General features: G+C 72.5%; 15 protein-coding genes. 7 read left to right on the plus strand and 8 right to left on the minus strand.

Going from position 1 to position 15,161, the window contains the following annotated elements; genetic code table 11:
- Window positions 1–374 precede the first annotated feature (374 nt).
- Window positions 375–1,223, plus strand: coding sequence for a C40 family peptidase (locus ACIA6C_RS09590; RefSeq protein ID WP_399274027.1), 849 nt, complete (start codon window positions 375–377; stop codon window positions 1,221–1,223).
- A 221-nt stretch (window positions 1,224–1,444) separates the two neighbouring features.
- Here the strand turns inward: ACIA6C_RS09590 and ACIA6C_RS09595 are convergent, their stop codons facing one another.
- Both ACIA6C_RS09595 and ACIA6C_RS09600 read right to left on the minus strand, forming a co-directional pair.
- Window positions 1,445–2,437 carry a hypothetical protein gene (locus ACIA6C_RS09595; protein ID WP_399274029.1) on the minus strand — a complete coding sequence of 331 codons (993 nt, stop codon included), beginning with the start codon at window positions 2,435–2,437 and terminating at the stop codon, window positions 1,445–1,447.
- A 26-nt stretch (window positions 2,438–2,463) separates the two neighbouring features.
- On the minus strand, window positions 2,464–2,871 hold the full coding sequence (locus ACIA6C_RS09600; protein ID WP_399274031.1) for a peptidase inhibitor family I36 protein: 408 nt from the start codon (window positions 2,869–2,871) through the stop codon (window positions 2,464–2,466).
- A gap of 245 nt (window positions 2,872–3,116) precedes the next feature.
- On the opposite strand from ACIA6C_RS09600, the gene ACIA6C_RS09605 reads away from it, so the two are divergent.
- The 5 genes from ACIA6C_RS09605 to ACIA6C_RS09625 are packed head-to-tail and all read left to right on the plus strand — an operon-like array spanning window position 3,117 to window position 7,441.
- Window positions 3,117–3,602 carry a hypothetical protein gene (locus ACIA6C_RS09605; protein ID WP_399274032.1) on the plus strand — a complete coding sequence of 162 codons (486 nt, stop codon included), beginning with the start codon at window positions 3,117–3,119 and terminating at the stop codon, window positions 3,600–3,602.
- A complete protein-coding gene (locus ACIA6C_RS09610; RefSeq protein ID WP_399274034.1) occupies window positions 3,599–5,125 on the plus strand; it encodes a peptidoglycan-binding protein in 1,527 nt (508 codons plus the stop codon). The genes ACIA6C_RS09605 and ACIA6C_RS09610 overlap by 4 nt, the downstream gene beginning before the upstream one ends.
- Window positions 5,122–5,850 (plus strand): ABC transporter ATP-binding protein, encoded by a 729-nt coding sequence (locus ACIA6C_RS09615; protein ID WP_399274036.1) that lies wholly within the window; start codon window positions 5,122–5,124, stop codon window positions 5,848–5,850. Before ACIA6C_RS09610 ends, ACIA6C_RS09615 begins: the two co-directional genes overlap by 4 nt.
- Window positions 5,847–7,097, plus strand: coding sequence for an ABC transporter permease (locus tag ACIA6C_RS09620; protein WP_399274038.1), 1,251 nt, complete (start codon window positions 5,847–5,849; stop codon window positions 7,095–7,097). Before ACIA6C_RS09615 ends, ACIA6C_RS09620 begins: the two co-directional genes overlap by 4 nt.
- Before the next feature lie 50 nt (window positions 7,098–7,147).
- Window positions 7,148–7,441, plus strand: a complete 294-nt coding sequence (locus ACIA6C_RS09625) for a hypothetical protein (protein WP_366079951.1) — start codon at window positions 7,148–7,150, stop codon at window positions 7,439–7,441.
- Between the two features lie 79 nt (window positions 7,442–7,520).
- Here the strand turns inward: ACIA6C_RS09625 and ACIA6C_RS09630 are convergent, their stop codons facing one another.
- On the minus strand, window positions 7,521–8,804 hold the full coding sequence (locus tag ACIA6C_RS09630; RefSeq protein WP_361134635.1) for a geranylgeranyl reductase family protein: 1,284 nt from the start codon (window positions 8,802–8,804) through the stop codon (window positions 7,521–7,523).
- 110 nt (window positions 8,805–8,914) lie between these two features.
- On the opposite strand from ACIA6C_RS09630, the gene ACIA6C_RS09635 reads away from it, so the two are divergent.
- A complete protein-coding gene (locus tag ACIA6C_RS09635; RefSeq protein ID WP_399274040.1) occupies window positions 8,915–9,436 on the plus strand; it encodes a GNAT family N-acetyltransferase in 522 nt (173 codons plus the stop codon).
- 26 nt (window positions 9,437–9,462) lie between these two features.
- Here the strand turns inward: ACIA6C_RS09635 and ACIA6C_RS09640 are convergent, their stop codons facing one another.
- From ACIA6C_RS09640 to ACIA6C_RS09660, 5 genes are all read right to left on the minus strand, one after another.
- Window positions 9,463–10,422, minus strand: coding sequence for a glutaminase (locus ACIA6C_RS09640; protein ID WP_361134151.1), 960 nt, complete (start codon window positions 10,420–10,422; stop codon window positions 9,463–9,465).
- 23 nt (window positions 10,423–10,445) lie between these two features.
- Window positions 10,446–11,138: a demethylmenaquinone methyltransferase gene (locus ACIA6C_RS09645; protein WP_399274042.1), complete on the minus strand. Its 693-nt coding sequence runs from the start codon at window positions 11,136–11,138 to the stop codon at window positions 10,446–10,448.
- Between the two features lie 86 nt (window positions 11,139–11,224).
- On the minus strand, window positions 11,225–11,872 hold the full coding sequence (locus ACIA6C_RS09650; RefSeq protein WP_399274044.1) for an imidazolonepropionase-like domain-containing protein: 648 nt from the start codon (window positions 11,870–11,872) through the stop codon (window positions 11,225–11,227).
- Window positions 11,873–11,943: 71 nt separating this feature from the next.
- Window positions 11,944–13,143 (minus strand): cyclic dehypoxanthinyl futalosine synthase, encoded by a 1,200-nt coding sequence (gene mqnC / locus ACIA6C_RS09655; RefSeq protein WP_361134160.1) that lies wholly within the window; start codon window positions 13,141–13,143, stop codon window positions 11,944–11,946.
- 210 nt (window positions 13,144–13,353) lie between these two features.
- Window positions 13,354–15,012 carry a serine/threonine-protein kinase gene (locus tag ACIA6C_RS09660; protein ID WP_399274046.1) on the minus strand — a complete coding sequence of 553 codons (1,659 nt, stop codon included), beginning with the start codon at window positions 15,010–15,012 and terminating at the stop codon, window positions 13,354–13,356.
- Window positions 15,013–15,161 lie beyond the last annotated feature (149 nt).

Genomic DNA, 15,161 nt, shown 5'->3' on the forward strand with positions numbered 1-15,161 from the left:
AGGTGGCCCCGGGAATCCGCAAGATCACCTGCCTCGGAAGCTGTGCATCCGTTCACGAACCCCACGGGAAGCCCACAGCATGATCACGGACCGGTCACAGCGCCCGCACAGCGGTAGGCAACTGTGACCTGCGCCACATGGAATCGAGGCCGCCGAAAGGGGGCTTGGCCAACTGTCGGGCGGGATGGTAGGCGCGGTTCAATTCGGACTTATTAGAGAAACCCCTTGATCACAGGCTTATGAGGGCCTGTCCGTTTCGCCCGTTACGGCGTCAATATCCCGCGCGACGCGCCCGGTTAGGGCGCTTCGCGCGCAACTGTGGCGCACACCACGTTTCTTGAAGCCGACCGCTGTGCCCTGATAGCGGTTGTCCCATGTCCCACACCGCTCACATACCCAGCCACCGGAAGCCCCGCCGCAGCACCTCGAAGCTCGCGGTCCGCGCCGGAGTTGCCGGTGGCGTCCTCAGCACCCTCGCCATGGCCGGCACCGCGAGCGCGTCCCCGTCCGCCGAGCCCGTGGCCGAGACGACGCTCGAAATGCCGGTCCTGAGCCTGGACCTGACCGCCGACGTCGCCTCCGCGGTCACCACCGCAGCAGAGAACACCCGCGTCGCGGCCGTCGAGGCGGCCGTCACCGGCGAGCTGAACGCCCAGGAGGAGAGCGCCCGCAGCGGCGCCGCCGCCGAGGCCAAGCAGGCCAAGGAAGAGGCCCAGCAGAAGGCCGAGAAGCAGGCGAAGGAGGAGGCGGACCGCAAGGCCGAGGCCGAGCGCGCCACCCGCAGCGCCGGCCGCACCACCCTCCAGACCGCCTCCGCGTCCGCCGGCGCCTCCGACGACGGCGAGGGCACGGTCACCGCCCCGGCCACCGGCTCGGCCTCCGCCATCATCAACTTCGCCCGCAACCAGGTCGGCAAGGCGTACGTCATGGGCGGCACCGGCCCGTCCTCGTACGACTGCTCCGGTCTCGTGCAGGCCGCGTACCGCCAGGCGGGCATCTCCCTGCCGCGCATGTCGCAGGACCAGTCCGCCGAGGGCACCTCGGTGTCGCTGAGCAACCTGCAGCCGGGCGACGTCCTGTACTGGGGCTCCCGCGGCAACGCCTACCACGTCGCCCTGTACGTCGGCGGCGGCAAGTTCGTCGGCGCGCAGAACTCCAGCACGGGCATCGTCGAGCGCCCCCTCAGCTACGACATGCCGACGGGCGCCGTCCGCATCCTCTGACGCCGCCGAGGCCCCACGGGCCTCCCCAAGGGCCCCACGGGCCTCCTGAGCCGCTCTCAGGAGCCCTGGCGGGCCCTCACGGCCTCCCCGCGCCCGACGCAAGGGCCGGTACTCCCCCGCTCGGGGGCGGAGTACCGGCCCTTCGCCGTGCGCCGATCCGGTGAGGTACGGGCCCTGCGCCCCGCTTTCGGTGGAGTACCGGCCCCTGGCCGCACCCCGGTTCAGCCGACCGAGGCCGCCAGCTTGAAGCGGGCGTCGCGCTGGCGCTTGTAGAGGGCGAGCGTCTCCGCGTTCTCCTCGACGAGCCGCTGCTGGTAGGCCTTCTCGACGGCGTACCAGATCCCCACGAGATTCACCTCGCGCTTGCAGGCGACGTCCACCCCGGCTACTGCGACCGCCCTGGGTCCCGCCGTGTCGCCCTCCAGGCCGAGTGTGCCGACCACCTCGTACGGGGTTGCGACTGCGCCGTACCCGGCCTTGCCCATGCAGTCGGACCAGCCCTTGAGCGCGGCGACCACCCGGGCGTCCTTCTGCGACCGGGTGTGCGCCTCGGAGGCCAGCCCGAAGGGGAAGAGCAGGTCGACGCTGTCCTTGGTCGGTGCGTACAGCTTGCGGTACCCCTCGCGCAGGCAGCCGCCTGCCGGGACCCGCTGCCCGCCGACCGTGATCCCGCTCTCTGCGTGGTCGGCCTCCTCCTGGCTCTTCGGGTCAGGGCCGACCGGGGCCTTCCCGCCCGGCCGGGTTCCGAAGAACACGGCGGTTCCGCTCTCGCTGAGCTGCGGCGGAGCCGGCTTCGCCGGGCGTGGTGCTCCCGAGGCGCCGTCATAGCCGTGGGCCGCCGCCTGGGCCGGGTCCGCCACACCGAAGAGGGTCCGATGCCGGTCCTGGTCCGCCTCCGCTCCGGCTGCTGCCGCCGGTCTCGGCGCCGGCTCGTAAGCGAAGCCGTACCGGGCCATGCACTGCGCGGTCAGCCGGTCCTGCACGCCGTCCATCCGGCCGGTCTCCGAGATCGAGTCGGTGTAGGCGTCCAGCGGAAGGGAGATCGAGGAAGTGGCGGGGTTCGCGGCGACCGGGCCCAGAGCGGGTTCGCCGTCATTTCCCTTGCCCCCGCCGCCGCCCGTGCACCCTCCCAAGAGTGCGATCGCGGACGTCAGGACGGCGACGGCTTGCGCTGTGCGGCGCGCCACGGGAGACATCGGCGTCACGGGAGACATCAGCCATTCCTCCGGGAACGAGCGGCTCAGTACCAGCTGAGGGAGCTGATCGAGTTCTTGAAGTTCTGGGACGCGTCACCGGTATAGCCGGCCGGAATGGAACCCATAATTCCGCTGTAGTTGATGTCCGTGTAGACGTGGAATCCGTTGATGTCCAGGTTTTTGTAGGAGTACGTGTTGTCGTTCACCTTCTGGCCTCGGCCACCACAGCCCGACGGACCGGTGAAGTAGTCGTTGGTGAGGCTGGCGTCGTCGTTGTTGCTGTCGAAGACACATCCCCGGCTGCCCGCGTCCCAGTACAGCCCGAACTCGAACTGCTCCAGGTATCCGTCGTGCACCCACGCCGAGGCGGGTGAGGCCGTCGCGACCAGCAGGGCGCCCGCGAGCACGGCGGGTGCGGCCGCGAAGCGCAATACTCTCCGGTATTCAGTCATTCGTACGTTCCTCACCGTAGGAAGAGACAACACTCGGGCGAAAACGGCCCCGTGGACCAGCGAGAGTTAAGTGCAGGCAACTGTCGGCCACAAGCCCGATTCCAGCCGATGGACAGTCACCTTCCTTTTCTGAGACGCCACTTGTTCGCTGACGGAACGCTCCCTAGGATCACGAAATCGCGTTCGCACGCCGTTTCGGTCTGCGGCGCCTTTTCCACGTCCCCATCCCGAGGGAAGCGCCCTTCATGCGCAAGCACGTGCCCGTCATAGTCCTCACCCTGGCTCTCGCACTCAGTGCCTGCTCCGGTGAGAAAGAACCCTCGGCGAGCGACAGCCCCCCGCCGACCAAAGAGGAGGTCGCGTATTACGACTGCCTCAAGGACCACGGCGTGGAGATCGTCCGCACCGACTCCGGTGCACCGCGAGTGGACAAGACCATGCCGCACGACAACCTCCCCGCCGCCGAGAAGGCCTGCGAGGAAAAAATCCCGCCCAGGGCTCCGGCCCCGCCCGTCAGCGCCGAAGCGCTCGCCGCCGCGCGGGAGGAGGCCAGATGCCTGCGCGCCGAGGGCATTTCCTGGTACCCGGACCCGAATCCGGTGACGGGCACGTACGACGACCGGGCAGTGACCCCGGAGCAGGCGGCCGAGCTGCGGACCAAGTACTCCGACGCGGTCGGCAAGTGCAGGCGCCACAAGGGTTCCGGCGGCGACGGCGTGCTCGGCGGGTGAGCGAGCTGCAGGAGGTCGTGGTGGACGTGATCGCAGGCGACCGGGGCGACGCGACCCCGGCCGGGGAGGACGCACCCGACCCCGGCGGACTCGCGCGCGGGCGGCGGCTCGTGCTCGGGGTCGTCGGCGGGGCGGCGCTGATGGCGGTCGGAGGGCTGCTGGCCACCGTACTGGTGAAGTCCCCCGCGCAGGTCGCCGCGGAGACCGGGCCGCCCGCGCAGGGACCGCTGACGGCGGAGGTCGAACGGCGGGTGCTCGCGCAGACGGTGGTGATGCGGGGGTCCGTCGTCGCCGACCAGAGCGTCGACGTGGCCCCCCAGCCCCGTTCCGGCGAGGGCGTCGGCACGCCCGTCGTGACGAAGCTGCCGCTCAAGCCCGGGGACGCGGTCGGCGCCGGGCAGTTGCTGGCGGAGGTGTCCGGGCGGCCGGTGTTCGCCCTCAAAGGGACCCTGCCCGTCTACCGCGACCTCAAGCCGGGCGCCACCGGTGACGACGTCGCCCAGTTGCAGCAGGCGCTGCGCGAGCTCGGTCACGGCACCGGCTCCGACGCGAAAGGCGTCTTCGGCGCCGGTACGAAGGCCGCGCTCGCCGCCCGCTACCGGGCCATCGGCTACGACCCGCTCCCCGCCGTGGCCGACCGCGGGGAAGGACTCAAGAGCGCGCGGGAGGCCGTACGGTCCGCCGAGTGGGCCGTGGAAGACGCCGCCCAGTCTCCGGTCGCGGGAGCGGGCGGCAAGGCAGCGCCCTCCGCCACTGCGGCCCCCGGCGCGGGCGGCGACGCCGGCCGGGCCCTCGCTCGCGCCCGCCAGGCCCTCACCGACGCGCGGACCCGGCTGGCCGCGGCGGAAGCGGCCGACGGACCGATGCTGCCCGCCTCCGAGACCGTGTTCCTGAGTACCTTCCCGGCCCGCGTCAGCGCCGTCGGGGTCCGGATCGGATCGCCCGTGTCCGGACCGGTGCTCACCCTCTCCGCCGGGGAGCTCATCGTCGAGGCCTATCTCAACGACGACAGGAAGCAACTGCTGCGCGCCGGCATGACCGTGGTGATCTCCTCCGAGACCGCCGGCACCGATGTCCCGGGCAGGGTGGCGCTCGTCGCGACGGAGCGGTCGACGGGCCAACCGGCGGGACAGCAGGCGGACCCGGGCAGCCAGGGCGGGACTCAGGGGGGAGCGGGTGGCAAGAACGGAGGCGGCGACCTCGGCTACCGGATGACGGTCCGCGCCGACCAACCGCTGCCCGCCGGTTTCACCGGGAAGGACGTACGGCTGACCATCGAGTCCGCGTCGACCGAGGGGGCGGCCCTCGTGGTCCCCGTCACCGCGGTGTCCGCCGGCGCGGACGGTCGTACGGTCGTCACCGCCGTGGCCGCCGACGGCACGCAGCGCCGCATCGAGGTGCGGGCGGGCACCAGCGGCGACGGCTACGTCGCCGTCACCCCGGTACGGGCCGACGCACTCGCCGCCGGTACCAGGGTCGTCATCGGCGCCGCCGCCAAGAGCCGGGAGAGGACCGCCAGGTGAGGCTCCCACTCGCCCGCCGTCCGGTCCACGCCGCCCCCGACGCCGACACCCCCGTCATCGAGTTCCGCGGGGTCGGGCTCACCTATCCCGGGCCGCCGCCCGTAGAGGCCCTCCGGCCCTGCGACCTGACCGTACGGCGCGGCGAGTTCCTCACCATGGTCGGCCCCTCCGGATCGGGGAAGTCCACCTTCCTCAACGTCGCGGGACTCCTCGACACCCCTACCTCCGGCCGCTACCTCCTCGACGGGATCGACACCGGCCGGCTGCCCGACCACGCCCGTACCGCCCTGCGCGGGCGCCGCATCGGCTTCGTCTTCCAGGCGTTCCACCTGCTGCCCCACCGCAGCGCCCTGGAGAACGTCACCCTGGCCATGCTCTACACCTCCGTCCCCCGCGCGGAGCGCCTCACCCGGGCCCGGGAGGCCTTGCGGCAGGTCGGTCTGGGGCACCGGGCCGACGCGCTGCCGGGCCGGCTGTCCGGCGGCGAGCGCCAGCGGGTCGCCATCGCCCGCGCCCTCGTCGGGCGGCCCTCGCTGCTGCTGTGCGACGAGCCGACCGGCAACCTGGACTCGGCCAACGCCGGCTCCGTACTGTCCCTGCTGGACCGACTGCATACGGCGGGGATGACCGTCATGGTGATCACGCACGACAGCGAGGTGGCCGCGCGGGGCCGGCGGACGGTCGCCGTACGCGACGGCGCGTTGAGCGAGCAGGTGACCTCGTGAGAGGGCGGCGCACGGGCACCGCAGCAGAGGTCGAACCGACCCGCTTGACCGTCCGGGACGCCCTGTCCGAAGCCGTCGCCGGCATGCTGCGCCGCCCCGGCCGCGCCGTGCTCACCGCGCTCGGCACCGTCCTCGGCGTCGGCAGTTTCGTCGCCGTACTGGGCCTGACCGCCACCATCTCCTCGCAGATCGACGGCCGGTTCAACGTCCTCACGGCCACCGAGGTGACCGTCGAGGACGTCGCCGCCCGACAGGACGAGTTCGCCGGGTCCGGCTTCCCCGCCGACGCCGAGCAGCGGCTGCGCGAGGTCGCGGGAATCCGCAGCGCCGGACTGCTGTGGACCGTACGGCTGGACTCGGGCACCACCATCGGCGCCCTGCCCTCCGGCGTCGGCACCACCGGCCCCGGCGCCTCCGTGCCCGTCGTCGCCGCGTCCCCGGGGGCCGTCGCCGCCCTCGTGCCCACCCTCCAGGAGGGCCGCCTCTACGACGAGTTCGCCGAGCGGAACCGCCAGCGCGTGGTGCTCATCGGCTGGGGCGTCGCGGAACGTCTGGGCATCACCACCCTGGCGACCCGCCCCGCGCTCTACATCGGGCAGGAATCCTTCACCGTGGCGGGCATCATCGGCGACGTCGAACGCAAGCCGGAGAACCTGCTGTCCGTCCTGGTGCCCCGGGCCACCGCCCAGGAGCTGTGGGGGCCGCCCGCGCCCGGCGGGGCGAGCATGCTGATCGCCACCGAACTCGGCGCCGCCCGGCAGGTCGCCGGTCTCGCCCCGCTCGCGCTGCGGCCCGACCACCCCGAGTACCTCAAGGCCGTGCCGCCGCCCGATCCCCGGCTGCTGCGGTCCGGGGTGACCTCCGACCTCAGCGCCCTGTTCCTGCTGTTGGCCGGGATCTGTCTGGTCATCGGCGCGGTGGGGATCGCCAACACGACGCTCGTCGCCGTCCTGGAACGGACCGGGGAGATCGGGCTGCACCGTGCGCTGGGTGCCCGCGGGCGACACGTGGCGGCGCAGTTCCTCGCCGAATCCGCCGCCTTGGGTGCACTCGGCGGCCTGGTCGGGACGTCCTTCGGCGAACTGACGGTGGTCGGGGTGTCCCTCGTACGGGACTGGACACCGGTGATACACCCGGTGACGGTGGCCGCCGCCCCGCTCGCCGGGCTCGTCACCGGACTGCTGGCCGGCGTCCACCCCGCCTGGCGGGCAGCCCGTGTGGAACCGGCCGAAGCCCTGCGAAGATAGCGGAGGCGCAGTGTCCGCCCGCCCCGATTTCACCTGAGGAGGTGGTGGCCGTGTGGAGCGAGAACGCCCCCGAAGACGCTGTTTTCGACGCGCACACAGCGGACTCCGCGAACGCCACCGGTAACCCCGCCAGTGACCCCACCGCCGTACCGGCCGCCGTCGGTCTCTTCCTGCTCGCCGTCGGCGGCTGGCTCCTCAACACGGCCCGGCCCTGGCACAAACCGGGACATCCGCTCACCCTGGGCCTCGGTTGGGCGGCCAGCGTGACGATGCTCCTGTACGGCCTGCTCCTGCTGGTCCGCTCCGTCCGCACGGTCCACGGCCCCGACGCCGAAGACGCCTAGACCGGAACCACCCCCGCCGCCGCCCCGCCCCGGCGGGAGCCGGGCGCGCGGGGGTGCCCGCGCGTCCGGCTCCCGGGGGTCAGGCCTTCGGGGCCACCTTCGAGAGGCCGTTGATGATGCGGTCCATCGCGTCGCCGCCCGTCGGGTCGGTGAGGTTGGCCAGCATCTTGAGGGTGAACCGCATCAGGACCGGGTGGCTCAGGCCGCGCTGGGTGGCGACCTTCATCACCTTCGGGTTGCCGATCAGCTTCACGAACGCGCGGCCCAGCGTGTAGTAGCCGCCGTACGTCTCCTTGAGCACCTTCGGGTAGTTGTGCAGGGCGAGTTCGCGCTGCGCCGGGGTGGCGCGGGCGTGGGCCTGGACGATGACGTCCGCCGCGATCTGCCCGGACTCCATCGCATAGGCGATGCCCTCGCCGTTGAACGGGTTGACGAGCCCGCCCGCGTCACCGACCAGCAGCAGGCCCTTGGTGTAGTGCGGCTGCCGGTTGAAGGCCATCGGCAGGGCCGCACCGCGGATCGGCTGCGTCATGTTCTCGGGGGTGTAGCCCCAGTCCTGCGGCATGGACGCGCACCAGGCCTTGAGGACCTCGCGCCAGTCCAGCTCCTTGAAAGCGGAGGAGGAATTGAGGATGCCGAGGCCGACGTTCGACGTACCGTCGCCCATGCCGAAGATCCAGCCGTAGCCCGGCAGCAGCCGGTCCTGCGGACCGCGCCGGTCCCACAGCTCCAGCCAGGACTCCAGGTAGTCGTCGTCGTGCCGCGGCGAGGTGAAGTACGTGCGCACCGCCACGCCCATGGGGCGGTCCTCGCGCCGGTGCAGGCCCATCGCCAGGGAGAGGCGGGAGGAGTTGCCGTCGGCGGCGACGACCAGTGGCGCCTTGAAGGTGACCGGGGTCTTCTCCTCGCCCAGCTTCGCCTGGACACCCGTGATGTGCCCCGTGCGCGGGTCCCGGACGGGCTCGCCGACGTTGCAGCGCTCGTACAGCCGCGCGCCGGCCTTCTGCGCCTGACGGGCCAGGGTCTCGTCGAAGTCGTCGCGCTTGCGGACGAGCCCGTAGTCCGGATAGGAGGCGAGTTCCGGCCAGTCCAGCTGGAGCCGCTGCCCGCCGCCGATGATCCGCAGGCCCTTGTTGCGCAGCCAGCCGGCCTCTTCGGAGATGTCGATGCCCATGGAGACCAGCTGCTTGGTGGCACGCGGGGTCAGCCCGTCGCCGCACACCTTCTCGCGCGGAAAGGCCGTCTTCTCCAGCAGCAGGACGTCCAGTCCCGCCTTGGCGAGGTAGTAGGCGGTGGTGGAGCCGGCGGGTCCGGCCCCGACGACGATCACATCAGCGGAGTGTTCGGAGAGGGGCTCGGTCACTGCCTCGGTCACTGCGGGCTCTCCCGAAGGCTCGATAAAGGGTGCCCAACGGCACGGGACATGTCGCAGTCTATGCAGCGGAAGAGATCGCGATCCGAAGGGCTGCCCCTGTGACCACCTCGCCGACCCGGCCGCCGCTCCCGGCTGTCCAGCTCCGCGTGCCCACTGACGAGGACGCGCACGCCTGGCACGCCGTCTTCGACGACACCGACGTCATGGAGTTCCTCGGCGGCCCCGCCGAGCTGTCGCTGTACGAGGAGTTCACCGCACGGCAGCGCATGCACGACGCCCGGCTCGGCTACTGCCTGTGGACGCTGCTGGACGCGGAGGGGGCGGTGATCGGCTTCACCGGCGCGCAGCCCTGGCCCCGTGAGGACTGGGGGCCCGTCGGGGAGATCGAGATCGGTTGGCGGCTGGGTCGCTCCGCGTGGGGGAAGGGGTACGCGTACGCCGCCGCCCTGGCCACCCTCGACCGGCTCCGGGAGGCGGGGGTGCCGCGGGTGGTCGCGATGATCCACGCCCACAACACCCGCTCGGTGGCGGTGGCGGAACGGCTCGGCATGGACCTGGCCGAGGAGTTCACCACCCCGGGCGGCAACCCGGCCCGCCGCTACGAGCTGACGCTCGCCTGAGCGCCCCGGCCGGTGCGGGGGGGGCGTCAGAAAACGGACATGCCGGTCAAGGTCGTGAAGCGGTCCAGCGCCGCCACGCCCGCCACCGAATTGCCGTGCGCGTCCAGCCCCGGGCTCCACACCGCCAGCGCGCACCGGCCCGGCACGACGGCGACGATGCCGCCCCCGACACCGCTCTTGCCGGGCAGGCCGACGCGGTAGGCGAACTCGCCTGCCGCGTCGTACGTCCCGCAGGTCAGCATCACCGCGTTGATCTGCTTCGCCCCGCTGCGCGTCAGCAGCCGCGAGCCGTCCGCGCGCAGCCCGTGCCGGGCCAGGACCCGGGCGGCACGCGCCAGGTCGGCGCAGCTCATCTCGATGGAGCACTGCCAGAAGTAGTGGTCCAGCAGCGTCGGCACCGGGTTGTCGATGTTCCCGTAGGAAGCCATGAAATGGGCCAGCGCCGCGTTGCGGTCGCCGTGCTCGTGCTCGGAGGCCGCCACCTCGGCGTCGAAGGCCACGTCCGGGTTGCCGCTCTCCTCCCGCAGGAACTTGAGCAGTTCGCTGCTCGCGTCACCCGTCAGCGTCTGGAGCCGGTCGGTGACCACGAGCGCGCCCGCGTTGATGAACGGATTGCGCGGGATGCCGTTCTCGTACTCCAGCTGCACGAGCGAGTTGAACGGGTTGCCGGACGGCTCGCGCCCCACCCGCTCCCACAGGCTGTCGCCGCCCTCCGCCGCCAGCGCCAGGGCGAGCGTGAACACCTTGGTGATCGACTGGATGGAGAAGGGAACCTGCCAGTCCCCGACCCCGAACACCTTGCCGCCCATCGTGACGAGCGCCATCCCGAACTGCGCCGGGTCCACCGCGGCGAGCGCCGGGATGTACTCGGCGGGCGTGCCGGTCCCGACCAGCGGGGCGACGTCCCGCGCGATCTGCTCCAGCACGGCCTGGTAGTCGAAAGGCGCGGTGTCGTACCGGGAGGTCTGCGGCGGCGCGGCGTCCACGGGCCCGTCTCCTGCGTACGCCGCTACGCCTTGACGCCGCGGTGCAGCGCGACGATGCCACCGCTCAGGTTCCGCCAGGCGACCTTCGACCAGCCGGCCTTCTGGAGCAGCGCCGCGAGCGCGGGCTGGTTGGGCCATTCCCGGATCGACTCGGCGAGGTACACGTACGCGTCGGGGTTGGACGACACCGCGCGGGCCACCGGCGGCAGGGCACGCATCAGGTACTCGGTGTAGAGCGTGCGCAGCGGCGCCCACGTCGGCTGGGAGAACTCGCAGATGACCACCTGGCCACCCGGCTTCGTCACCCGGTACAGCTCGCGCAGCGCCGCGTCGGTGTCCTGGACGTTGCGCAGGCCGAAGGAGATCGTCACGGTGTCGAAGACGTCGTCCTTGAACGGCAGCTTCGTCGCGTCACCGGCGGTCAGCGGCAGCCAGGCGTGACGCTTCTTGCCCTCGCGCAGCATCCCGAGGGAGAAGTCGCAGGGGACGACGTACGCGCCGGTCGCGGCGAAGGGGAGCGAGGACGTCGCCGTCCCGGCGGCCAGGTCCAGGACCTTGTGCCCGGGGCGCGCGCCCACCGCCTTGGCGACCTCCTTGCGCCACAGCCGGGCCTGGCCGAGGGAGAGGACGTCGTTGGTGAGGTCGTAGTTCGCCGCGACACCGTCGAACATGGAGGCGACTTCGTGCGGCTGCTTGTCCAGGGAAGCGCGGGTCACTGGCGTAGGCCCCTCGGTGCGGTGTGGCTCGGGTCGGTCGATACCGGGCCATTCTCGCAGGCGGCCCGCCGGTCGCCACGAGCGGCTCAGCGCCGGCGGTGCAGCAGCCGGCCGGCGATGACGGTGGCGACACAGCTCGTCGCGCCCTGCTCCAGCAGGTCCCGCTCGTCCGCCGCCGCGAACGCCGCGAAACGGGCGGGGGCGCCGGCCTCCAGCACCCCGTGGAACGCCTCCTCGGCCGCGGTCAGCCCGGCCAGCGGGTCCAGGGACGGCGGAGCGCCGTACGGCAGCGGCGCGATGAGCGTCAGGCCCGACCGCACCACGGCCGTCCGCACCGCCGGCACCGTCAGCCGCCCGGCCACCGCGACCACCCCGCGCGCCAGCAGCTTCTGCGTGGCCCGGCGGGCGCTGTTGCCCCAGCGGGACTCGGTCAGCTCCAGGCCGGCGAGCGCGTCGGCACCGCTGATCCGGTCCGGGCCGCCGGCGCCCTCGGTGCCCTCGGTGTCCTCCGGGTAGTAGGTCCGCTCCAGCAGCTCGTCCGCCCCGCGCACCAGCAGACCCGGGGTCAGCACCCCGGGCCAGCGGCGGACCCGCGCCCGCGCGAAGGCCGCGCCGAGCTCCTCGTACGGTCCCACCCGGGCGATCCGGTCGCCCTCGACGAGGACCGCCCCGCCGGGCAGCGCGGCGCGGCCCGGCCCGGGGACGAGGAGTTCGGCGGCGTGGAGCGTCAGCACGGGCGAGTCAGTCCGTCAGTCGGTGAGCCGGTCAGTCGGTCAGTCGGTCAGCCGGTCAGTCGGTCAGTCGGTCAATTCGAGGAGATGAGCTTCAGCTCGGGGTGCGCCGTACCGCCCTCGATGGCGGTGGAGGAGATGTGCGAGACCACGCGGTCGTCGACCGGGTCGTTCGCCGGGTCGTCGTGCACGAGGAGGTGCTCGTACGTCGTCGCGCGCTGCGCCGGGACCCGGTCCGCCTTGCGGATCAGGTCGATGATCTCCTGGCGGTTCGAGCGGTGCTTGGCACCGGCCGAGGAGACGACGTTCTCCTCCAGCATGATCGAGCCGAGGTCGTCCGCACCGTAGTGCAGGGACAGCTGGCCCGCCTCCTTGCCGACGGTCAGCCAGGACCCCTGGATGTGCGCGATGTTGTCGAGGAACAGACGGGCGATCGCGATCATCCGCAGGTACTCGAAGACCGTCGCCTGCGTCCGGCCCTTGAGGTGGTTGTTCTCGGGCTGGTACGTGTACGGGATGAACGCGCGGAAGCCGCCCGTACGGTCCTGCGTGTCACGGATCATCGCGATGTGCTCGATCCGCTCGGCGTTGGTCTCACCGGTGCCCATCAGCATGGTGGAGGTGGACTCCACGCCCAGCTTGTGGGCGATCTCCATGATCTCCAGCCAGCGCTCTCCGGACTCCTTGAGCGGGGCGATCGCCTTGCGCGGCCGCTCCGGCAGCAGCTCGGCGCCGGCGCCCGCGAAGGAGTCGAGACCGGCGGCGTGGATGCGACGGATGGCCTCCTCGGCGCTCACGCCGGAGATCCGCGCCATGTGGTCGACCTCGGACGCGCCGAGGGAGTGGATGACCAGCTGCGGGAACGCCTTCTTGATGGCGGAGAAGTGGTGCTCGTAGTACTCGACGCCGTAGTCCGGGTGGTGGCCGCCCTGGAACATGATCTGCGTGCCGCCCAGCTCCACGGTCTCCGCGCAGCGGCGCAGGATGTCGTCGAGGTCCCGGGACCAGCCCTTCTTCGTGTCCTTGGGAGCGGCGTAGAAGGCGCAGAACTTGCAGGCCGTCACGCACACGTTGGTGTAGTTGATGTTGCGCTCGATGATGTACGTCGCGATGTGCTCGGTACCCGCGTAGCGCCGCCGGCGGGCCGCGTCGGCGGCCTGGCCGAGCGCGTGCAGTGGGGCGTGCCGGTAGAGGTCGAGCGCCTCTTCTTTGGTGATCCGGCCCCCTGCGGCGGCACGGTCGAGGACAGACTGGAGAGCGGCCTGGTCGGTCACCGGTGCTTCACCTTTCGGCGGTGTGTCAAGGTCCGGACCGATCCAGCCTACGCCAGGGGGCTCGGACGGCCGTTCCAGGGTCCGGGGGGCCGGGGTCCGGCGCGGGGCTCACGGCTCACGGGGTGCGGAGTACGGGCGTACGGGTCGTGGGCTCAGGGGTCGCGGGCTCACGGGCTCGCGGACTCACGGGCAGCGTCGCGGACTGCGGGCTCAGGGACTGCGGGTGAGGTCGCCCTCCGGGTTTCCGGCCGCCCGGTCGCCGGACTTGTAGTGGAGGGTTCCGTTCGGGTTGAGGGTGAAGCGCTCGTCGGCCGAGCCACCGGAGCAGATGCCGGGGGCCGGGTTGGGGCCGCCGGCGCTGTCGAGGACGAGGGAGCGGTCGGTGGCGGAGGCCAGCTTCCAGTCGCCGCTGCAGTCGGTGTCGAAGAGCGGGACGACCGACTTGTCGCGGGCCACCACCTCGCCGGTCCTGCCGCCCTTGATGGTGATCTCGAACTGCCCGGGCGCCCCGAGGTTGGTGGTGGTCGTCCCCTTCCATGTGCCGATCAGCGCCTTCGGGACGGTGTCCCGGGTGCCCCCGGGGGTGGTCGACGGCGTAGGAGTGGGGCTGCCGGTGGAGGGGCCGGCCGAGGTCGACGGCTTGCTGCCGGCCGGCGGCCGTCGGCCCGCCGCGCCCTGCCCGGGCAGCAGATCCAGCCCGTACAGGCCGCCCGACAGCGCCGCCAGCACCACGGCCACCGTGACGACCACCGTGCAGCTGACGCGGCGCCGGCCGCGGCGGTCGCCCTCGGATCCCTCAGGGGGCCGCGGCGCACCCCCGCCGCCCGTCCGGGTGTCGGCGTGGCCCAGGGAATCTGCGTGGTTGGGGGAACTCGGGGAACTCGGAACACTCGGCGAACGGGGCCGACTCGGCGAACCCCCGCTGTCGGGCGGCCCGTAGGGGCCGTGGCCGTACGGGTCCGGGCCCCCGCCCACCTCGGAGTCGAGGTTCAGCAGCGCCACCGCCGCGCGGCTCGCCTCCTCCACCAGGGGCGCGGGCAGCCACCCCGGCGTGCGCAGGGCGCCGTCCAGCGCCGCCGAGATCGCCGCCGGAGCCGGGCGGTCGGCGGGGGCCTTGGCCAGGCAGGCTTCGACGAGCTCGCGCAACTCCCCGGGCGGGACCCCGTCGAGCTCCGGCGGCTCGTGCACCACCTTGTAGAGCAGCGCCGCCGAGTGGTCCCCGGTGAAGGGCGGCCGCCCGCTCGCCGCGAAGGCGAGCACCGCCCCGAGCGAGAACACGTCCGCCGCGCCCGTGACGCCACCGCCGATGATCTGCTCGGGCGCCATATAGCCCGGCGAGCCGACGGAGACCCCGGTGGAGGTGAGGGAGGCGGTGCCCGCGGTGGCCCGGGCGATCCCGAAGTCGATCAGCCGGGGCCCGGGGACGTCCAGCGTCAGCATCACGTTCGACGGCTTCACGTCCCGGTGTACGAGGCCCAGCGCGTGCACCGCCACCAGGGCGCGGGCCAGCCCCTCGCCGACGGCCCGTACGGAGGCCTCGGGCAGCGCGCCGTACGCGGCGACCGCCCGGTCCAGGGAGGGGCCCGCCACGTACCCGGCCGCCACCCACGGCACCGCCGCTTCCGGGTCGGCGTCCAGCACGGGCGCCGTCCACTCCCCGCCGACCCGCCGGGCGGCCGCGACCTCCCGGCGGAACCTGGCGCGGAACTCCGGGTCGGCGGCGAACTGCGGGTGCACGACCTTCACGGCGACGGTCCGGCCCCCCGCGTTCCGCCCGAGGTACACCCGTCCCATGCCGCCCGCGCCGAGCCGGCCGAGCAGCCGGTACGCGCCGATGGTCCGCGGGTCGTCGGCTTCGAGCGGCTGCATCGCGTCCCTCCCCCGTCCGTCCCCGTGATCCCCTGTGACGTGGCCACTGAGCACCTTAGGGCGGGGCGGCCGGGAGCGGCGGCGGTATCCGCCATCCGGTATCCCGGAGGGGGGCGGGACGTCGGCGATCTTGGCCCCTGCCGTCGATT

It is taken from the genome of Streptomyces sp. NPDC051578 (assembly GCF_044454045.1).
Taxonomy (GTDB): Bacteria; Actinomycetota; Actinomycetes; order Streptomycetales; family Streptomycetaceae; genus Streptomyces.

Excerpts from the sequence above, each read along its gene's own strand:
- ACIA6C_RS09605 (WP_399274032.1), top strand. The coding sequence starts at position 3,117 with ATGCGCAAGCACGTGCCCGTCATAGTCCTCACCCTGGCTCTCGCACTC.
- ACIA6C_RS09595 (WP_399274029.1), bottom strand. The coding sequence starts at position 2,437 with ATGTCTCCCGTGACGCCGATGTCTCCCGTGGCGCGCCGCACAGCGCAA.
- ACIA6C_RS09660 (WP_399274046.1), bottom strand. The coding sequence starts at position 15,012 with ATGCAGCCGCTCGAAGCCGACGACCCGCGGACCATCGGCGCGTACCGG.
- ACIA6C_RS09600 (WP_399274031.1), bottom strand. The coding sequence starts at position 2,871 with ATGACTGAATACCGGAGAGTATTGCGCTTCGCGGCCGCACCCGCCGTG.
- ACIA6C_RS09590 (WP_399274027.1), top strand. The coding sequence starts at position 375 with ATGTCCCACACCGCTCACATACCCAGCCACCGGAAGCCCCGCCGCAGC.